Source organism: Micromonospora arida, assembly GCF_042873195.1.
Classification (GTDB): Bacteria; Actinomycetota; Actinomycetes; order Mycobacteriales; family Micromonosporaceae; genus Micromonospora; species Micromonospora arida.
Genome location: NZ_JBIALC010000002.1, coordinates 438,302 through 456,253, shown reverse-complemented (window position 1 = coordinate 456,253; position 17,952 = coordinate 438,302). Strand labels below are relative to the sequence as shown.

Annotated in this window: 20 protein-coding genes, 1 tRNA gene and 1 pseudogene; 14 read left to right on the top strand and 8 right to left on the bottom strand. The window is 72.7% G+C overall.

The annotated features are described in order from the left end of the window. Positions 1 to 46 precede the first annotated feature (46 nt). The 3 genes from ACFYP0_RS08750 to ACFYP0_RS08740 are packed head-to-tail and all read left to right on the top strand — an operon-like array spanning position 47 to position 2,539. Positions 47 to 919 (top strand): PHP domain-containing protein, encoded by an 873-nt coding sequence (locus ACFYP0_RS08750; RefSeq protein WP_124863037.1) that lies wholly within the window; start codon positions 47 to 49, stop codon positions 917 to 919. 41 nt (positions 920 to 960) lie between these two features. Next, positions 961 to 1,575, top strand: coding sequence for a MarC family protein (locus ACFYP0_RS08745; RefSeq protein WP_091394729.1), 615 nt, complete (start codon positions 961 to 963; stop codon positions 1,573 to 1,575). A 13-nt stretch (positions 1,576 to 1,588) separates the two neighbouring features. Continuing rightward, entirely contained in the window at positions 1,589 to 2,539 is a 951-nt protein-coding gene (locus ACFYP0_RS08740) for a RecB family exonuclease (protein WP_386995139.1), read from the top strand. Positions 2,540 to 2,560: 21 nt separating this feature from the next. On the opposite strand, the gene ACFYP0_RS08735 is transcribed toward ACFYP0_RS08740, so the two are convergent. Both ACFYP0_RS08735 and ACFYP0_RS08730 read right to left on the bottom strand, forming a co-directional pair. Then, entirely contained in the window at positions 2,561 to 3,424 is an 864-nt protein-coding gene (locus ACFYP0_RS08735) for an oxygenase MpaB family protein (protein ID WP_356977378.1), read from the bottom strand. A 59-nt stretch (positions 3,425 to 3,483) separates the two neighbouring features. Beyond that, positions 3,484 to 3,912, bottom strand: a complete 429-nt coding sequence (locus ACFYP0_RS08730) for a Fur family transcriptional regulator (protein ID WP_112581661.1) — start codon at positions 3,910 to 3,912, stop codon at positions 3,484 to 3,486. Between the two features lie 201 nt (positions 3,913 to 4,113). Here ACFYP0_RS08730 and ACFYP0_RS08725 point away from each other — a divergent pair, with 201 nt between their 5' ends. Further along, on the top strand, positions 4,114 to 4,596 hold the full coding sequence (locus ACFYP0_RS08725) for a DUF2231 domain-containing protein (protein WP_091397283.1): 483 nt from the start codon (positions 4,114 to 4,116) through the stop codon (positions 4,594 to 4,596). 34 nt (positions 4,597 to 4,630) lie between these two features. Here ACFYP0_RS08725 and ACFYP0_RS08720 read toward each other — a convergent pair whose 3' ends face one another. Then, the gene (locus tag ACFYP0_RS08720) at positions 4,631 to 4,996 is read right to left on the bottom strand and encodes a hypothetical protein (RefSeq protein ID WP_356977376.1); all 366 of its coding nucleotides are present in this window, start codon (positions 4,994 to 4,996) and stop codon (positions 4,631 to 4,633) included. 142 nt (positions 4,997 to 5,138) lie between these two features. Here ACFYP0_RS08720 and ACFYP0_RS08715 point away from each other — a divergent pair, with 142 nt between their 5' ends. After that, positions 5,139 to 5,321 carry a hypothetical protein gene (locus tag ACFYP0_RS08715; RefSeq protein ID WP_124863025.1) on the top strand — a complete coding sequence of 61 codons (183 nt, stop codon included), beginning with the start codon at positions 5,139 to 5,141 and terminating at the stop codon, positions 5,319 to 5,321. Between the two features lie 122 nt (positions 5,322 to 5,443). Here ACFYP0_RS08715 and ACFYP0_RS08710 read toward each other — a convergent pair whose 3' ends face one another. Next, positions 5,444 to 5,686: a hypothetical protein gene (locus ACFYP0_RS08710; RefSeq protein WP_356977374.1), complete on the bottom strand. Its 243-nt coding sequence runs from the start codon at positions 5,684 to 5,686 to the stop codon at positions 5,444 to 5,446. 198 nt (positions 5,687 to 5,884) lie between these two features. Between ACFYP0_RS08710 and ACFYP0_RS08705 the strand changes: the two genes are divergently transcribed. Next, a complete protein-coding gene (locus ACFYP0_RS08705) occupies positions 5,885 to 6,103 on the top strand; it encodes a hypothetical protein (protein WP_356977594.1) in 219 nt (72 codons plus the stop codon). Between the two features lie 14 nt (positions 6,104 to 6,117). Here the strand turns inward: ACFYP0_RS08705 and ACFYP0_RS08700 are convergent. Further along, positions 6,118 to 6,324 (bottom strand): annotated as a pseudogene (locus ACFYP0_RS08700) (FmdB family zinc ribbon protein); the annotation flags it as partial. Then, positions 6,321 to 6,998, bottom strand: coding sequence for a 5-formyltetrahydrofolate cyclo-ligase (locus tag ACFYP0_RS08695; RefSeq protein ID WP_386995134.1), 678 nt, complete (start codon positions 6,996 to 6,998; stop codon positions 6,321 to 6,323). The gene ACFYP0_RS08695 and the pseudogene ACFYP0_RS08700, both read right to left, overlap by 4 nt. An 85-nt stretch (positions 6,999 to 7,083) precedes the next feature. On the opposite strand from ACFYP0_RS08695, the gene ACFYP0_RS08690 reads away from it, so the two are divergent. The 6 genes from ACFYP0_RS08690 to ACFYP0_RS08665 all read left to right on the top strand — a co-directional run bounded on the left by ACFYP0_RS08690 (position 7,084) and on the right by ACFYP0_RS08665 (position 13,801). After that, the gene (locus ACFYP0_RS08690) at positions 7,084 to 9,417 is read left to right on the top strand and encodes a diguanylate cyclase (RefSeq protein WP_386995132.1); all 2,334 of its coding nucleotides are present in this window, start codon (positions 7,084 to 7,086) and stop codon (positions 9,415 to 9,417) included. Positions 9,418 to 9,426: 9 nt separating this feature from the next. Further along, the gene (locus tag ACFYP0_RS08685) at positions 9,427 to 10,389 is read left to right on the top strand and encodes a UTP--glucose-1-phosphate uridylyltransferase (protein ID WP_124863014.1); all 963 of its coding nucleotides are present in this window, start codon (positions 9,427 to 9,429) and stop codon (positions 10,387 to 10,389) included. Further along, positions 10,386 to 11,699, top strand: a complete 1,314-nt coding sequence (locus ACFYP0_RS08680) for a molybdopterin molybdotransferase MoeA (RefSeq protein ID WP_091394702.1) — start codon at positions 10,386 to 10,388, stop codon at positions 11,697 to 11,699. Before ACFYP0_RS08685 ends, ACFYP0_RS08680 begins: the two co-directional genes overlap by 4 nt. A 112-nt stretch (positions 11,700 to 11,811) precedes the next feature. Next, entirely contained in the window at positions 11,812 to 12,462 is a 651-nt protein-coding gene (locus ACFYP0_RS08675; protein ID WP_091397273.1) for a GNAT family N-acetyltransferase, read from the top strand. Positions 12,463 to 12,675: 213 nt separating this feature from the next. Next, positions 12,676 to 13,452, top strand: a complete 777-nt coding sequence (gene sepX, locus ACFYP0_RS08670) for a divisome protein SepX/GlpR (RefSeq protein WP_355493957.1) — start codon at positions 12,676 to 12,678, stop codon at positions 13,450 to 13,452. 275 nt (positions 13,453 to 13,727) lie between these two features. Then, a tRNA-Ala gene (locus tag ACFYP0_RS08665) sits at positions 13,728 to 13,801 on the top strand. Between the two features lie 106 nt (positions 13,802 to 13,907). On the opposite strand, the gene ACFYP0_RS08660 is transcribed toward ACFYP0_RS08665, so the two are convergent. Further along, positions 13,908 to 14,642 (bottom strand): hypothetical protein, encoded by a 735-nt coding sequence (locus ACFYP0_RS08660; protein ID WP_355493869.1) that lies wholly within the window; start codon positions 14,640 to 14,642, stop codon positions 13,908 to 13,910. A gap of 59 nt (positions 14,643 to 14,701) precedes the next feature. Here ACFYP0_RS08660 and ACFYP0_RS08655 point away from each other — a divergent pair, with 59 nt between their 5' ends. Beyond that, complete coding sequence (locus ACFYP0_RS08655) at positions 14,702 to 15,787, top strand: Gfo/Idh/MocA family protein (protein ID WP_355493870.1); 1,086 nt, start codon at positions 14,702 to 14,704, stop codon at positions 15,785 to 15,787. A 120-nt stretch (positions 15,788 to 15,907) separates the two neighbouring features. After that, positions 15,908 to 16,927, top strand: a complete 1,020-nt coding sequence (locus ACFYP0_RS08650; protein ID WP_355493871.1) for a hypothetical protein — start codon at positions 15,908 to 15,910, stop codon at positions 16,925 to 16,927. Between the two features lie 64 nt (positions 16,928 to 16,991). On the opposite strand, the gene ACFYP0_RS08645 is transcribed toward ACFYP0_RS08650, so the two are convergent. Next, the gene (locus ACFYP0_RS08645) at positions 16,992 to 17,762 is read right to left on the bottom strand and encodes a DUF4352 domain-containing protein (protein ID WP_355493872.1); all 771 of its coding nucleotides are present in this window, start codon (positions 17,760 to 17,762) and stop codon (positions 16,992 to 16,994) included. Between the last annotated feature and the right edge of the window lie 190 nt (positions 17,763 to 17,952).

Here is a 17,952-nt window from a genome sequence, read left to right as displayed (position 1 = left end):
TGGCCCATGTGAACCGGGCTCGCTGTTTCCTCGGTAACGTCGGGCGGTGACCTCGCGTACCGGCTCCGCCCCCCGGATCGACCTGCACGCCCACTCGACGGCCAGCGACGGCACGCTGACCCCGGCCGAGCTGGTCGGCGCGGCCTTTCACGCCGGGCTGGACGTGCTGGCGATCACCGACCACGACACCACGGCCGGCTGGGCGCCGGCCGTGGGCGCGCTGCCGCCAGGTCTGCGTCTGATCCGGGGTGCCGAGTTGTCGTGTCGCTGGTCCGGCGCGCAGCCGGCGGTGCCGCTGCACCTGCTCGCGTACCTGTTCGACCCGGACCACCCGGAGCTGGTGGCCGAGCTGGCGCGGGTCCGGGCCGCCCGGGAAGAGCGTGGCGAACGGATGGTCGGCCTCCTGCAGGCCGACGGCATCGACGTGAACTGGCCGGACATCCTGGCCGGCGCGGGTGGCGGCACCGTGGGACGTCCGCACATCGCGCAGGCACTCATCCGCGCCGGCCTGGTCGACAGCGTCCGGGAGGCGTTCGGCCCGGACTGGCTGGGCGAGCGGTACCGGCTGCCCAAGGAGGACATCGACGTGTTCCGGGCCGTTCGACTGGTCCGGGAGGCGGGGGGTGTGCCGGTCTTCGCCCACCCGCGAGCCACCCGACGTGGCCGGGTGGTGCCCGACGAGCTGATCGCCGAGCTGGCCGCCGCCGGGCTCGCCGGGCTCGAAACGGACCACGAGGACCACAGCCCGGCCGAGCGGGAACACGTGCGGGCGCTCGCCGCCGAGCTGGGTCTGCTCGTCACCGGCTCCTCGGATTTTCACGGCACCCACAAGACCGTCCAACTCGGCGCTTTTAGCACCAGCGTCGAGGCGTACGAGCGGATCGTCGCCGAGGGGGTGACCGAGGTCGCTTCAGGCTGATCCGGGTATTTCGCCCATCGCGGCGCGACTAGGTTGCTCACGTGGATCTGAAGCTGTTCGGCGAGGTTTTCGTGACCCTGCTGGTGATCACCGACCCGCCGGGCATGATGCCGATCTTCCTGGCGCTGACCGGCCCGCTGCCCGCCCGCGACCGCAACCGGGCAGCCTGGCAGGCCGTCGCGTTGGCGCTCGGCGTCATCGTGATCTTCGCGGTGGCGGGGCAGACCCTGCTCGACTACCTGCACGTGGACCTGCCGGCGTTGCAGGCGGCCGGTGGGCTGCTGCTCGTGCTCGTCGCCCTGGAGCTGCTGACCGGCAAGGCCGACGACCCGAGCCAGCAGGTCACCTCCAACATCGCGCTGGTGCCGCTGGGCACGCCGTTGCTGGCCGGCCCGGGTGCCATCGTGGCCACCATGCTCTTCGTCCAGCAGGCCGACGGGCTGGGAGAGTTCAGCGCCATCGCCGTGGCGATCCTCGCCGTGATGGTCGCCGTCTGGATCGTCCTGCGCTTCTCCGGCGGCATCGTGAAGATCCTCCGGCCGGGCGGGATCGAGGTGCTGACCCGGATCGCCGGCCTGCTGCTGGCCGCGATCGCCGTGCAGCTCATCGCCGACGCGGTGGCCGCCTTCGTCACGCAGTACGTGAACATGGCCTGACGGCACGCGCGCGATGTCGGAGGTGGATGGCAGGATCGCAGGCGTGCGACGATCCTCATCAGCGGGGCGGCCGGCCGCCGGCGGCCGGGCCCCGCGGCAGCGCGCCGGTGACGCCGAGCAGCTCGGCTTCGAGGGCATGCCGGAGCGGCTGTTCGTCTGCACCCCGAGCAAGCTCGGCGCGTACGCGGACTGCCCGCGTCGCTACCGCTACTCCTACGTCGACCGGCCCGCCCCACCCAAGGGCCCGCCGTGGGCGCACAACTCGCTCGGCGCCAGCGTGCACACCGCCCTGAAGAACTGGTATGCGTTGCCCGCCGACCGGCGGCGTCCCGAGGCGCTGGCCACGCTGCTCAAGGGCACCTGGGTCCGTGAGGGCTACCGCGACGATGAGCAGGAGCGGGCCGCCTACCGGCGGGCGTTGGGATGGCTGGAGGCGTACGTCGAGACGCTGGAGCCGGATTCCGACCCGCTCGGCGTGGAGCGGGTGGTGGCGGTCAAGACCGCGGTGTTGGCCTTCAACGGTCGCGCCGACCGGATCGACTCGCGGCCCGGCCCCGAGGGGCCGGAGCTGGTCATCGTCGACTACAAGACCGGCCGCACCGGGCTGGACACGGACGACGCGCGGGGCTCGCAGGCGCTGGCGCTCTACGCTTACGCCGCCGAGCGTGTGTTCCGTCGGCCGTGCCGCCGGGTGGAGCTGCACCACCTGCCGACCGGCACGGTCGCCGGCCACGACCACAGCGTCGAGTCGCTGGCCCGACAACTGACCCGCGCGGAAGAGACAGCCCGCGACATCATGGCCGCCGAGCGGGCAGTCGCCGACGGCGCCGACGCGGACGAGGCTTTCCCGGTGGCACCCGGCCCGCGCTGTGGCTGGTGCGACTTCCGGCGGCACTGCCCGACGGGCGCGCAGGCCCCGGGCAAGGAGCCGTGGGCGGCCATGGACCGGCCCGCCGGCGGCTGATCGGCCCTGCCGAGGGTCAGGTCAGCCGGCCACTGAGGCGGCGGTGTGCCGCGCGGCCCGCTCCTTGGCTGCCTGTATCAACGGCCCCTCCAGGTAGCGGCGGGGGACGGCGGCGAACGCGAGCCGCAGCGCGCGCACGCTCAGGTCCGCCGACAGCGCGGTGGTCGGTAGACCGAGACCTCCGTACATCCGACGCGCCCACCCCGGCAGCAGCGCGAACGCGGTGCCGGCGATCCCCAGGTACGCCCAGCGTGGCGGGCCCAGAGTGAGCCCCAACCGGACCGGCAGGCTGAGCTTCCACGGCAGCGGCGGGGCGGTGAGGAACACCGCCGTCTCGGCGGCCTCCCGGGTCATCCGCAACTGTGGCCGTACGGCCTCGTAGTAGTCCGCGACCTCGGCGGCGGTCCCCGGGACGGTGGCCGGGTCCAGGCCGACCAGGGCGGCGGCGCGGCGCTGCTCGGTGTAGTAGCCGTCAACCTCGTCGTCGCTCAGCGGCAGTCCGGCGCGTCGGGCCGTGCTCAGGAACGACTCGACCTCGGTCACGTGCACCCACCGCAGCAGGTCCGGTTCGTCGATCCGGAACTGTTCACCGGTGAGCCTGTCGGTGGCTCGCATCCGGTCGTGCAGACGGCGCAGTCGGGCGCCGGCAGCTTCCGCTTCGGCGGTGGTCCCGTACACGGTGGTCTCCACGTAGGTCGCGGTGCGGAGCAGTCGGCCCCAGGCGTCGGTGCGGTAGTTGCTGTTCTGCGCGACCCCGGCCATGGCCCGGGGGTGCAACGCCTGGAGGTAGAGCGAGCGCAGGCCGGCGACGATCAGGATCGGCTCCTCGTGCACCTTCCACGTGACCGAACCCGGACCGAAAAGGCCGAGGTCATCGGAGTCCACCGCTCAAGAGTGCCACGGTTGGGCCGCCCTCGCCGGTCACGTGCCGCCGGTGCCGCTGGTCAGACGTCGGCGGAGCGGCGGGCCCGGCAGCCCGGGCAGAGGCCCCAGAAGGTCACCTCGGCCTCGTCCACCTCGAACCCGTGCGCGCTGTTCGGCTCCAGGCACGGGGCGCTGCCCACCGCGCAGTCGATGTCGGCGATCTCGCCGCAGCCCCGGCAGACGACGTGGTGGTGGTTGTCGCCCACCCGCGCCTCATAACGGGCGGGACTGCCCGCCGGCTCGATCCGGCGCGACAGTCCGGCCCGGGACAGCGCGCCCAGCACGTCGTAGACCGCTTGGGTGGAGACCGAGTCGAGGCGTTCGCGAACCCGCCGGGTGATTTCGTCGACCTCCAGGTGGCCGCCGCCGGCCAGCACGTCGAGCACCGCGAGGCGTGGCCGCGTGACACGCAGGCCCCTCGACCGCAGCAGCTCCTCGGCACCGGACATTGGGCAATGACAACACGCCCGACCCGCATCGACAACTGTCGCCCGCTCCGGGTGGCCACCGACACAGCCAGGCAAGATCGGGAGTATGGCCCAGAAAATGAACCCGATCGACGCGGCGCGCGTGTCACCGGTCGAGAGCCTGGGGACGATCGGCGGACCATAGGCTGACCACCCCTGACCATGATCCACCTGGAGGGTTCGATGTTCGAGGAGATCCTGGGTCTACCGGTGCACGTCCTGGTAATCCACGCGGTCGTCGTGTTCGTGCCGCTGCTGGCGGTGCTGGCCATCGCGTACGTGGGGCTACCACGGTGGCGGCACCGGCTGGACTGGGCCCTGGGCCTCCTCGCCGTGGCCGCGCCGGTGACCGCCTACGTCGCGGTCAAGTCGGGTGAGGCACTCACCGACGCGCTGGTGGCCCGGGGCTTCCAGGGGCCGATCCTCGATCAGATCTTCGAGCACTCCCGCTACGGTGACATCCTGTTACGCGTCGTGGTGCCGCTCGGGATCGTGGCCATCCTGCTGCTCGTGGCGACGAGTGGGCACCCCCGGGTGCCGCAACTGCCCGCGCTGGTCATCCCGGTGCTGGCGGTAGCGGCCGTGGGGCTTTCCATTGCCGCCCTGGTCTACGTCTACCTGACCGGCCACTCCGGTGCCGAGACGGTTTGGGGCACCACCCTCTGAGCTGCTGCTCGCCGCTGCTGCCCCGGGGATGGCATCAGAAGATGACTCGCGAGCAGAGCAGACAGAGCAGCACGAGAAGCACCACGCCGGCCGCAGCCCCGAAGCCGTAGGTGACCCGCTGCGAGCGCTGCTCGGCCGCATCCAGGCCGGCCATGTCCTGCGGTGGCAGTTGTCGCGGCGCCGCCGGCTGCAGGTGTACGGGTGGACGCCAACCCGCCGGGGGCGGCACGCTCGGCGGCGGGCCGGCGTATCCGCTGGAGGTACCGCCTGTTGGCGCAGGACCGGTCTGCCCGGCCGGCGGCGGGCCGTCGTTCTCGCTGGTAGTACCCACCGCGTCGTCACCGGTGTCGGGCCGTCGCCAGTAGTCGTCCGGGGTGCTGCCACCGCTGGGGGTCGTCACGCCGTCCGACGCTACCAACGCCACCGGCGGCTCGGTCGCTTCTGGCCGGCGCGCCCACGGTCGGCGGTCCGGCCGGCCTGGCCGGCGTCGCCGCCGCCGATGGCCCGGTCCACCGCCGTCGGCTGCGCTAGTCTTGCCGCTCGTGAGCACCGAGGACCCTGGCACGCACGGCGCACGTGGAGACGATGACCGCGCCGTCGACCTGAGCGAAGACTTCGTGGTGCTGCCCGAGCAGACCTCTGACGACACCGACCGTGGTTGGGGCGAGCGGTCGGGTGGCAACGACGACTGGCTGCTCGCCGAACGCCCCCCGCACTGGGACTGACCTCGGGTGGCTCGCCCAGACCCCCACGACGTCGATCCATCAGCCGGCCTTGCGATGGCCGGGCAGGACGGCTTCGAAGCAGAACCTGCCCGTGGTGGTCGTACCCACCGTCGGTGAGCGGGTCAGCCCCCTCCGTTTCGGGCCCCCGCTGACGGCGGTGGAGTCTGTGGTGGCGGGGTTCGGTCTGCCACCGATGGTGCGTCGGAGGGCACGGCGGCCGGCGGGCATCCGGCCGGGGTGTGCAGGACTGCGGCGGCCAGGCCGAGCAGCGCGGCGACCAGACCGGCCCGGAGCAGGGTGCGCCCGCTGGGCGAAGTGAACTGGCGCAGCGGGCGCAACGCCCGCGCGGAATCCGGATCGACCATCGCCTCTGCCGCCTCCCGTCCCCGAGCGCCGCAGTGGCACCCGTGTACGGGAGGCTAGGCAGTTCCGGCCGCCTCGGCCGACCCACGGCCGACGCCTGTGGACAACCGCCCGGCCTGTGGAAAACGCGCATCCGTCGGCGCGATCTGCTATGGCAGCCGCCTTGATCGACTCAAGATCAAGGAATCCGGGATCAGGACGTGGAACTGGCCGCCGCCGCCTTGCCGCCGCCCGATCCCCCCGAGGACGACCCGGAGGAGGACGACGAGCCCGAGGACGACCCGGACGAGGACGAGGACCCCGAAGAGGACGACGAGGACGAGGAGCTGTCACCGGAGGACGACTCGGACTTCGCTGGCTTGGTGGCCGTGCCGGCGGCGGTCGTCTCGGAACCGGAAGCCCGGGAGTCGGTGCGGTAGAAGCCCGAACCCTTGAAGACGATGCCGACCGAGTTGAAGACCTTGCGCAGCCGCCCCTGACACGCCGGGCACTCGGTCAACGGCTCGTCAGAGAAGGACTGCACCGCCTCGAGCTGCTGACCGCACGTGGTGCAGGCGTACTGGTACGTGGGCACGTTCTCCTCCGGATCTGGGCTCAGCCAGTTGGCACTCGACGTATTCGAGTGCCAATGGTGCGTCATTCGCCCCGGGTTCGTCCAGCAGACGTGTGGGGCGCGACACCGTGCGCCGCTCCCGGGCCGCCGTCAAGCGTACGCACCCCGTCGGCGGGAGTGACGACCGCGCGCACCCGACGGTCGTGGGGCTCCGCCGGCAGCGCCTCGACCAGCTCACCGTCGTGCAGCGGCACCACCGTCAGGGTTGCACCGGGTACCCGGGCGAGTGCGCGGTCGTACGAGCCGCCGCCGCGCCCGAGCCGCCGACCGTGGCGGTCGACAGCGAGAGCCGGTACGACCACGAGTTCCGCGTGCGCCACGGCGGTCACCCCGAGACGGGCACCGACCGGTTCGCGGATACCCCGTCCCGCCGCGATCAAGGCATCCGGCCCGGTATACGCCGCCCAGTCCAGATCCAGGTCGGCGAGGAGCACCGGCAGCAGCAACTCGGCGTCCGCCGGCAGCGCCGCCCGCAGCACCTCGGGCAGGTCGCCGCCGCCCGGTTCGGAGCCGACCGGCACGTACGCCGTCATCCGGTGTGGGCGCAGTCTGCGTACCAGTGCGACCAGCTCGGCCTGCACGCGCCCGGCGGCGGCTGCCCGGGTGACGGCGGGCAGCGACCGGCGGCGAGCGAGCAGCTCGACGCGGGTGTCCCGCTTCGCCATCCGGGTCACTTCCGCTTCATCAGAAAATTCCGGCACGCAACACTCCTGACGCAACGCCTCTCCCACGGTTGCACTGTGTCAGCATCGCAAGCAACGGAGGCGGAACTTCCGGGGGGACCGAGTGACGCTACGCGGGCGGTTGACGGCAGCCTTCCTCGTGGTGGTGCTCGGGCCGGTCCTGCTCGGCGCGCTCTTCGTCGCCTCCACCCTCGCGGCCGTTGACCGCAGCCGCTCCACCGAGCGCCTGGCGGTGGCGGCGTCCACCGTTCGTACCTCGGTCGACGCGCTCTGCCAGCAGCTACGCGCCACCGCCGACGCGGTGGCGCTCACCGCCGATCCGGCCGTCGCCGCCGCGCAACTGGTCGGCCGGGGACTGGCCGCCGCGGTGCTGATCACCGACGTGGCCGGCCAGGTCACCTACCTGTCGCCCGGCGCTCCGTCGACCCAGTGGCAGAACTGCGCCGGCGCGACCGAGGGCTCGAACCCAGGCTCGACCGGCCCGGTCCGTGCGTTGGCCGCCCAGGTCGACCTGCACGATCGCGCCGGCACCCGGCTGGGCACGGTGACCGCCGCGCAACTGGTCGACCCGGCCTTCGTGGCCCGACTGGCGGCGGTGACCGGGGTGGCGGTCACCCTGCTCGACAGTGGGGCGAGCGCCGCGCGGGTCACCCACACGACCGAGTCCCGGGACGTCCGCGACGCGGTGCTGGCCGCCGCCGTCGGCGTACGGGGCGAGCAGGTCACCGAGACCAACGAGGGCCGGTACGTGCGCAGGCTCGGGCCCTCCGACGCGCAGCCGCTGCCACTGGTGCTCTCCGTGCCCAGTGAACGGCCACCGGGGCTGCACGCCACGCTGCTCGGGGTGGTCGTGCTGGCCGGGCTGCTCGCCGTGCTGGCCGCCTGGCGGCTGGCCCGGGTGACCACCCGGCCGCTGGCGGAGCTGGCGGGTGCGGTCGACCGGGTGGCCCAGGGCGACCTGACCGCCCGGGTGCCGGTACGCAGTCGCGACGAGTTGGGACGGTTGGCCGCCGCGTTCAACCGGATGACCCGGGAGACCGGCTCCTACGTCGCGGCGTTGACCAGCAACCGGGATCAGCTGCGCGGGCACCTCGCGGTGCTGGGCGACACCCTGGCCAGCACGCACGACCTGCAACGCATCCTGCGGGTGATCCTGCGCAGTGCCATCGGGGCCACCGGCGCGCGTGCCGGTGCCGTGCTGCTGGTGGAGACCGGCGGGGTGCTCGTCGCGCAGTGCACCGAGGGGCTGGACGGGCGCTGGCCGGCCGAGGAGGCGGACGGGTCGCAGACGCTCCGGGTGCCGGTCGGCGTCGGCGTGGTCGGTGAGGTCGCCGCCACCGGGGAACCGCAGCGGGGCAGGACGGAGCCGACCGAGGCGCCAACGGGTGAGCCGCGCTGCCGCACCTACGTCGCGGTTCCGTTCGCCGCCCCGGCCGGCGGTGCCACGGCCACCCTCGGCGGGCCCTCGGGGTCGGTCGACGAGGCGGGCGCGGCGGCCGCGCTCGGTGTGTTGGCCCTCTACGACCGGCTGGGCGCCGACGAGTTCGACGACGACGACCTGGCCACCCTGCGCACCTTCGCCGGCCACGCGGCCGTGGCGGTGGACAACGTCCGGGTGCACGAGGAAGCGCAGCGGCTCTCCCTCACCGACCCGCTCACCGGGCTGTGGAACTACCGCTACCTGCGCGAGTCGATCCGGCGGGAGGTGGAACGGGCCAGCCGCTTCGGGCGGATGCTCAGCGTCCTCGCGTTGGACCTGGACCGGTTCAAGGACGTCAACGACACCTACGGGCACGCCGCGGGGGACACCGTCCTGGCCGAGTTCGCCCGGCGGGTGCGCGGGGAGATCCGTGAGGTCGACCTGGCCTTCCGCCAGGGTGGTGAGGAGTTCGTGCTGCTGCTGCCGGAGACCGACGCGCGGGGCGCGGCGATCGTGGCCGAGCGGCTCGGCGCGGCGGTGCGCGACACGCCCATCGCCGTCGAGGCGTACGCCGGGCCGGTCCTGGTGACCGTGTCGGTGGGCATCGCCGTCTTCCCGGACAACGGCAGCACCGGGCGGGAGGTGCTGGAGGCCGCCGACGACGCGCTCTACGCGGCCAAGGCGGCCGGCCGCGACACGTACCGGGTTGCCGAGGTGCGCTCGGATCTGCCGACCCGGGAGATTCCGGTGCTCGCGTGTGCGGTGAGCCCACCCGACGGGCTGCCGCGCGCCGGCCAGCCGGCGCAGGCCAGCCGGGAGCCGGGCGGGCCCGCCCGGTCCGACCCGGCGGTGGGCGTACCGGAATCATCTGCGGCGCACGCGCGGCCGGAACCGGCCGGCGACGGCCCGGACAGCGCGACGGGCGCGGCGCGGGCCGGCCCGGACGCGGCGCGGCCGGGGCCCGGTGGCGGCGCGTCTTCTGGGCCACACCCGCCGCGGCAGAGCCGTGGCCGATAGTCTCGCGGCATGTCGGAGCACTCAGCGAACCCCTCATCGACGGTCGCCGCAAACGGCCGTCCCCTGGCGGTCAAGGCCGTCATCCCGGCCGCCGGACTGGCCACCCGGTTCCTGCCGGCCACCAAGGCGGTGCCCAAGGAGTTGCTGCCGGTGGTGGACAGGCCGGTTCTGCAGTACATCGTCGAGGAGGCCACGCAGGCTGGCATCGGTGACGTGTTGCTGATCACCGGTCGGGGTAAGACGTCGATGGTGGACCACTTCGACCGTCGTCCGGACCTGGAGACCAGGTTGGAGGAGAAGGGCGACTCCGAGCGACTGGCCGCCGTACGTCGGCCCAGCGAGCTGGCCGAGATCTACACAGTGCGGCAGCCCGAGCAGCTCGGGCTCGGCCACGCCATCGGGTACGCCGAGTCACACGTCGGCGACCAGCCCTTCGCGGTGCTGCTCGGCGACGAGTTCGTCAAGCCGTCGGAGCCGCTGCTGCCGGCGATGCTGGAGTTGCAGGCCCGCACCGGCGGTGTGGTGCTCGCCTTCTTCGAGGTCGACCCGTCCGAGACCAAGCGGTACGGGATCGCCTCCGTCGAGCCGGCCGAGTCGGAGCTGACCGACATCGGCGAGGTCGTCAAGGTGACCGGGATGGTGGAGAAGCCGCAGCCCGAGGACGCCCCGAGCAACCTCGCGGTGCTCGGCCGCTACGTGTTGCCGGGCAAGATCTTCGACGCGATCCGGCGGACCAAGCCGGGCAGCGGCGGCGAGATCCAGCTGACCGACGCGATGGAGCTGCTGCGTACCGAGGGCGTCCCGGTGCACGCGATCGTCTACCGGGGCACCCGCTACGACACCGGCATGCCGCTGGGGTACCTCCAGACGGTGGTGCAGATCGCCGCCGAGCGCGAGGACCTGGGCACCGAGTTCCGGTCCTGGCTGGCCGACTTCGTCAAGGCCGACGCGGCAGGCGGATCTGGTACATGACCGCGACGGCCGACGCCGAGGCGGCCGCGAACGAGTTGACGCCGCTCGCCGACTACCTGGGCAGCGTGCTGCGCAGGTTGCGCGCGCTGCCGCCACTCGACCTCGACCTCACCCAGGCGCACGGCAACGTCCTCGCCGAGGACGTCGTCGCGCCGCACGCCTTCCCGGCCTTCGACCAGGCGGCCGTGGACGGCTACGCCGCGCGCTGGGAGGACATTTCCGGAGGGGGTCGGGGGCCAAGCTACGTCCCGGCCCCCTCCGGCACGCCCGGCGGCCGAACCATCCGGCTCAACGTGGTCGGCGATCTCGGCGCCGCGAGCTGGCGGCCGGTCCGGCTCACCCCCGGCTCGTGCTTCTCGGTGGCCGCCGGGGCCCCGCTGCCGGTCGCCGCTGACGTCGTGGTCCCGGTGGAGTGGACCGACCAGGGCATGGCCGCGGTGGAGATCTTCCGCACCCCCAAACGGGGGTACGGGGTACGCCGAGCGGGTGAGGAGCTGCCCGCCGGCACCCTGCTCGCCCGGGCCGGCACCTACGTGTCCCCGGCCCTCGTCGCGGTCTTCGCGGCCACCGGCATCGGGCACGTGGTGGTCCGGCCCAGTCCACGGGTGGTCATCGTGGCCACCGGCGACGAACTCGTCGACGTGGGCCGGGGCAGTCAGCCCGGTCAGGTGGTGGACGCGAACTCGCACGCGCTGACCGCCGCGGCGGCCGAGGTGGGCGCGCTGGCGTACCGGGTGGGAATCTGCGACGACGACCCGGAGGGGCTGCGCGGGCTTCTGGAGGACCAGACGCTGCGCGCCGACCTGATCATCACCACCGGGGGCACCGGCACCGGCCCCGGAGACATGGTGCGTCGGATCCTCTCCCGCCGTGAGGGCGGTCGCGCCGGGCCGGTCACCTTCACCGACGTGGCGCTCTATCCCGGCACCGCGCTCGGGTTCGGCACTGTCGGCGCCGAGGAGGTGCCGGTGGTCTGCCTGCCCGGCGACCCGGGCGCTGCGTTGATCGGCTTCGAGGTGCTGGCCCGCCCCGCCATCCAACTGCTCGCCGGGGCCGAGCCGGTGTTCCGACCCAGCGTGCGGGCACATCTGCTGGAGACCGTGTCGTCGCCGACAGGGCTGCGCGAGTTCCGGCCGGCGCACGTCGCCGAGCGACGCGGCGGCGGGTACACGGTCCAGCCGCTCAGTGGCGGGCCGTTCACCCTCTCCGGGTTGGCCGAGGCCAACGGGCTGCTGGTGCTCGGCGAGCGGGTCACCACGGCCGCCGCCGGCTCCACCGTGGACGTCCTGCTGCTGGACCGCCGCCGGTGACGCGTCCCGGCCGGTCCGCTCGCGGCCCGCGTCGGGTGATCGTCGGGATCTGTGCGGTGAACGCGGTGGGGCCACTTGCGCGCGACACGGTCCCGCGCGGGAGACTGTGCGGGTGAGTCTCTTCGGACCCGCGCGGGCACCGGGCTGGCCGGTGGAGCTGGCCGACGGCCCGGTGCTGCTGCGCCCCTACCGGCGCTCCGACGCGGCGGCCTGGTCGGAGGTACGGCGGGCCAACCGGGCCTGGCTGGCACCCTGGGAGTCGTCACTGCCCGGCGGTTGGGACGAGATGAACTCGCCGGCCGCGTTCCGTTGGGTGCACCGTGACCAGCGCCGTTCGGCCCGCGAGGGTGAGGGCATGCCGTTCGCGGTCTGCCTGCGTGAGGCCGACCGGGACCGGCTGGTCGGGCACATCAACGTGGGCAGCATCGTGCGGCGGGCGCTCTGCTCCGGCTACGTCGGCTACTGGGTGGACGCGCGGGTCGCCGGCCAGGGTGTGATCCCGACGGCGCTGGCGCTCGCCGTGGACCACGCGTTCGGGCCGGGCGGGCTGCACCGGGTGGAGGTGAACATCCGTCCGGAGAACCGGCCGTCCCGCCGGGTGGTGGAGAAGCTTGGCTTCCGCGAGGAGGCGTACCACGTGCGCTACATGCACATCGACGGCGCGTGGCGGGACCACATCGGGTACGCGATGACGAGTGAGGAGATCGCCGCCGAGGGTGGTCTGCTGGCCCGCTGGCACCGGGTTCGCGCCAACGCGCGGTAGGAGGATTTCCCGGACATCCGCCCACTCGTCCCACGGACGGGATCGGCGCGGCGCGGTGGCATCCCGGTCGGCGCGCCGTAACCTCAAGTAACTGCAAGCTGCGGCAAGCGCTCCCCGGCCGGACGATCCACGCGCCCAGGCGTGATCGGTGGAAGATCCTGCGGTCGGATGGCGGTTGCTTCGAATTCGGTGACGGTGACGGGAGGGGTGAGGGTGCCGACCTCGGTGCTCCTCGCCGTCCTCGCCGCCGCTGGCCTGCTCGCCCTGGCCCCGGCGTTGGTTCGCCGGTACGACGCCACCGAGCGGCTGGTGGCGGAGCGGGCGCAGTCGACGGCGCGGGTGCTCCAGCGTCGCCGACGGCGCCGCACTGTGCCTGGACGGCGACCCGTCCACCCTCCGCGCTCACTGGTCGTCACTCTCAGTGAAGACGCGACTACCGGCGTGTTGGGCGCGCCGGTCTCCGCGCCACCGGCCGTCCGCCGCTCCGGTCGACTGCGCGCCGTGCCCGCCGCACCGAAGCGGTCCCGTCGCCGCCCGCCGCCGCGCCGACAGCACACCCCCGCCGTGTACCGGCGTCGCCGGGTGCTCGCTGCCCTGCTGCTCCTCAACGTCGTCGAGCTGATCGGCGTGCTGTTCGTCAGCCCCGGCTTCTGGGTCGGCTTCGGGGTCACCTTCCTGCTCCTGGCCCTGTACGTCGTGCACCTGCGGGGTCAGGCCCTCGCCGGGCGTCGCCGCCGCCGCGCCCGAGCCCGGGAGGCCGCCTGGTTGGCCGCCCGGCAGGCCGAGGTGCGCCGGGAGCAGGCCCGCCGGGCCGCCGCCCGCCGGGAGGCGCAGCGCCGCCTCGCCGCCCAGCGCGAAGGGGTACGCCGAGCCGCCATGGGCCTGGACCGGCCGGGGGACCTGCCGGCGGCGGTCAACGGTGGATCGGTCTCGTACCGGCGCTCGGGCGGCCTGCGAGGCCGCCCCTACGAGGCCGGCCGAGGCGCCTGACGCGGGTCCCGCCCGTGCCCCGGGCCTGGCCGTGCCCCGGGCCTGGCCGTGCCCCGGGCCTGGCCGTGCCCGGCCGGCTTGATCGACTCGGGTTCTTGGAAGTCGGGTGGTTGTGGCGTCCGGGATGCCCCGATTTCCAGGAACCCGAGTCGATCTTCGGGCGGGTCGCAGGGCCGGGCCGGGGGCGGATTCGCGGTGGAGGCCGACGACCTGTTAGCCTTGCTGCCGGCCCGCCCGGTGTAAGCCGGGTGGGACCGAAGCCGGTTCGCCGGCGGGGGGCTGTGGCGCAGACTGGTAGCGCACCTCGTTCGCATCGAGGGGGTCAGGGGTTCAAATCCCCTCAGCTCCACCCCAGGTCAAAGGCCGTTTCCGCGAGTCGGAGACGGCCTTTTGCGATCTTCGGGTGCGTGACCGACCTCCGAGGTCCCCGGCGGGCAGGCCAGGCGTTGATCCACCTAGGCGAAGCGTTCGGTCGTCACGGGTATCAGGCCATGCCCGCGCAGGACGTTCGTCAGCTCGGACAGGGTCGAGCCGAGCGCCGCGGTGGCGTCGGTCCGCAGCAGCGCTGTCACGTCGAGACACCAGGCCAGGGAGTGGCCGACGCGGCGCAGATCCCAGGTGAACTGGTCGCCGTGTTCGTCGAGACGACCGGTCGCGGCGGACGCGGCCGTGCCGCCCGCCGGTGTCCGCCAAGCCGTCCGGAGGCTCGCCACCTGCTCGGCGCGGAGGTCCTTGGCGAAGAGGATGCGGTACACCCGCTGTTCGTGGAAGCCGTCCGGTGGCTGCGCCGGGCCGAGCCGCAGCGGCGGGGCGGTGGCGATCGGTTGATGGTCGAGGAAGTGCGTACGAAGCACCTTCTCGGCCGGCAGTTGCCAACCACCGAGTGCGCGGTGGACGTCCTCGGCCTCCCGGCGGGAGGTGGGGAGCACCCGCGTCAGCATCTCGGGGTCGGTGCGCATGCCGCGGCTCAGCGCGGCGGAACTCCACCAGCCGACCTCCGGCGTCCAGCCAGCGCTGTCCAGCCCTGTCGTGGTGAAGTCGTGGTGGCGGGTGAACTCCTCGACGACGATTCCCTCCACAGTGGTGTTCAGGCTGCGGTCGTCGGGTCGAGGTAGGACCAGGTAGTAGTCCAGGGGCGGTCCCGCGTCGGGCATCAGCACGGGTACGGCGCGCACAGGGTCGGTGGTCATCAGCGCCACGGTAGCGAAGGAGAGCGGCTAGCATCCGGACCTCTACGTGAGGAGCCCAGATGACTTCGGTGGCCCAGACCCGGTTCGGCATCATCGGCAGTGGCTGGCGAGGTGAGTTCTTCCTTCGCCTGGCCCGGCTGCTCCCCGAGCGGTTCCGGGTGACCGGGGTGGTGACGCGTACCGAATCTCGGGGAGCTGCCGTGACGGCCGACTGGGGCGTGCGGACCTTCCGCACGACGGCGGAGTTGCTCGCCCACGAGCGGCCGGACTTCGTCATCGTGTCGGTGCCGTGGCCGGTGACACCAGAGGCGACCCGGGAGCTGGTGGCAGCCGGCATACCGGTGCTCGCCGAGACGCCGCCCGCCCCCGACCTGGCGGGTCTGCGCTCGCTCTGGGCCGACGTCGGAGCCAGCGGCCTGGTGCAGGTCGCCGAGCAGTACCTGCTGATGCCCGGGCACGCGGCGCGGCTGGCGTTGGTTGGCGCAGGGGTGCTCGGTGAGCCGACCTCGGTGCAGATCTCCTCGACCCACCTGTACCACGCGGTCTCCCTGATCCGGGGTCTGCTCGGCGTCGGTCACGAGAGCGCCGAGGTGAGCGCGCGCGCCTTCGTCGCACCGCTGGCCAACCCGCTCTCGCCGGCCGGCTGGAGCGGCGACGACACCCCGCAGCAGCTCTCCACCACCCTCGCGACCATCGACTTCGGCGGGCGGATGGGGTTGTACGACTTCACCGACAACCAGTGGTGGAACCCGCTGCGTACCCGCCGATTGGTGGTCCGGGGCTCGCGCGGTGAGCTGGTGGACGACCTGGTGGTCCGCCTGGTCGACCCGAGCACGCCGGTGGAGTCCTTCCTGACCCGGCGGCAGACCGGTCTCGACCTCAACCTGGAAGGACTCGACCTCAAGCACATCAGCTTCGACGGCGACGTGGTCTACCGCAATCCGTTCGTCGGCAGCGGGATGTCCGACGACGACATCGCGGTGGCCGACATCGTCGCCCGCGCCGGGGCGTGGGCGCGGGAGGAGGGCCCGGCTCCGTATCCCCTCGCCGAAGCATGCCAGGACCACCTGATCAGCCTCGCCATCGAAGAATCGGTACGCACCGGCCAGCCCGTCGTCACCGGGCAGCAGGCGTGGGCGCGGTAGGTCCGGCGGATCCACTGCTGTCCCTTGGCTGACAGTACGCAACCGAGAAGCCAGCTCACCTGTGGAGCCGAGTATCAACGGAATGCCCGGGAGTACCCGGGCCCCACACGGGGAGCAAGGATGAATCGAAGCACTCGACGCCGGATGCTCGCAGCCACCGCGACCGGTCTGCTGGCCACCTCTCTTGGCGTCGCTGTCTCCGCGACGGCGACCGCCGCGCCCGGCGGGGTGGCCCTCCGCACCTGCAAGATCAGTACGCTGCCGTACCCGACCGACACCTATCGCGCCGACGCGAACGCGGTCGACCCGACGGGTCGCTACGTCGCGGGCACCGCGCTGCGGGTCGGCGAGACCGACAACCAGTACCTGCTGCTGTTCTGGGACGGGCAGCGGGTCACCGAACTGGAGTCGAAGAGCACGGACACCCCCGTCGACATCAACGCGGACGGCGTGGTGATCGGCAACGGATCGGCGGAGAGCGGCTACGGGCAGCCGTGGAGGTACCGCGACGGCAAGCTCGAGCAGTTGCCGGTGCTGCCGTCCACCGGCATCTTCGTCAGCGCCATCAACGATGCCGGCGACATCGTCGGTTACGGCTCGGACATCGTCCCCGGGCAACTGGTCGCGCTGCGCTGGCCCGCCGCCCGTCCGGGCACTGTGGAGGTGCTCGACGCCCCGGTCGACGCCCAGGCTGGTGGGATCACGGACAACGGGACGATCGTCGGCAGCGCCGGACCCTTCGGAGACTGGAACAGCTGGGTCCGCCGGCCGAACGGCCGGATCGACGCGCTCACGTTCCCGGGCGCCGAGTGGAGCACGGCCGGCGCGGCGGCGGGCCGCTGGGCGATCGGCCAGGTATGGCTGGGCGGCGGCACCAGCTCGACCAGGGTGCGGTGGGACCTTCGGAACGGCTCACACACGTTGCTCGACCAGGAGATGCCGGCACTGACCGATGTCAACGCCAAGGGCGTCGTGGTGGGTGGTGACCGCGTTGCCAGGGGCTCCACCTCCCGGGTCCTGCCGGGTGGCGGCAAAGGGGTGGTCGTCGGTGCGCGGTCCATCTCCGACTCGGGCACCATCGTCGGGTTCCGCAACGTCCTCGCCGACCGGTTGACTCCGGTGCGCTGGACGGGCTGCTGACCCACCGCTCTCCCACCGCGTGGGGCCGGCCCGGAAGGGGTCGGCCCCACGTCGCGTCAGCGCGTCACGGCTTCCAGGAACCGGCGGTGTGGAACTGGTCCTGGTACTCCAACGCGCCCGAGGTGTCGTGCACGTCGAATACCACGCTGCCGGTGCGTCTGGTGCCAGCGGTCAGGTCGTCGACGGCCGGCATCGGTTTGCCGCAGCCGGAGAAGGCGCCACCGATCGCGGTGGTCTTGGTGCCGTCGGCGGCGACCCACTGGAAGTAGAGCGGGTTCGTCGACGCGGTGCCCTTGGTGACAGCCACCGTCACGTCGGCGATCACGTACATGCCCTCGCCGGGCTTCAGCCCGTGGGACTTGCAGGGTTTGGTGGCGCTGCTGAACTTCGTCACGGTGATCTCGACGGTGCCTGCCTGGCTGTTGACGACCAGGGTGTCGCCCGGCGACATGTCGCGGGTGTCGTCGTTCGCCGGCGGTGGGGTCGGCGGGGTGGCCTGTGCCTCGCTCACCGTGGTCGAGGTGCCTTTGGTGCCGATGACGACCGCCACGATGCCGCCGACGCAGGTGAGCAGGGTGAGTACGGCAGCGGTGACCGCGACGAGCACGACGGACTTCTTGGCGCGGTCCGTCTGCGCCAGGGGTGGTGCGATGATCGGGTAGCCGGGGCCGCCGGGTGCCCGATATCCGCCGCCAGCGCCCGTGTACCCGCCGGCCGCCTGGTACGCAGCCCCCGAGAACGGCGGCTGCGGTGTCGCCGCGAACGAGCGGGTCGGCTGCTGCGGGTTCGGTTGTCGGGGGTCGTGCGGCCTGACGCGGGGCTGGGGGTGGGTCACCGTACTCCTTGACGCTTCGGTACGTGCGGTGCGGGAACTCGTCGACGTTACCGTGGGTGGCGGAGCGTCCAGCGGTCACGCCGGAGGCCTTCCCACCGCGAGGATGCTAAACCGCTCTGGCCAGCGTGGACGGTGCTCAAGCGGTCACCGAACGCCAATGTGGATCAGTATCCCATTCATTGCTAGGAGT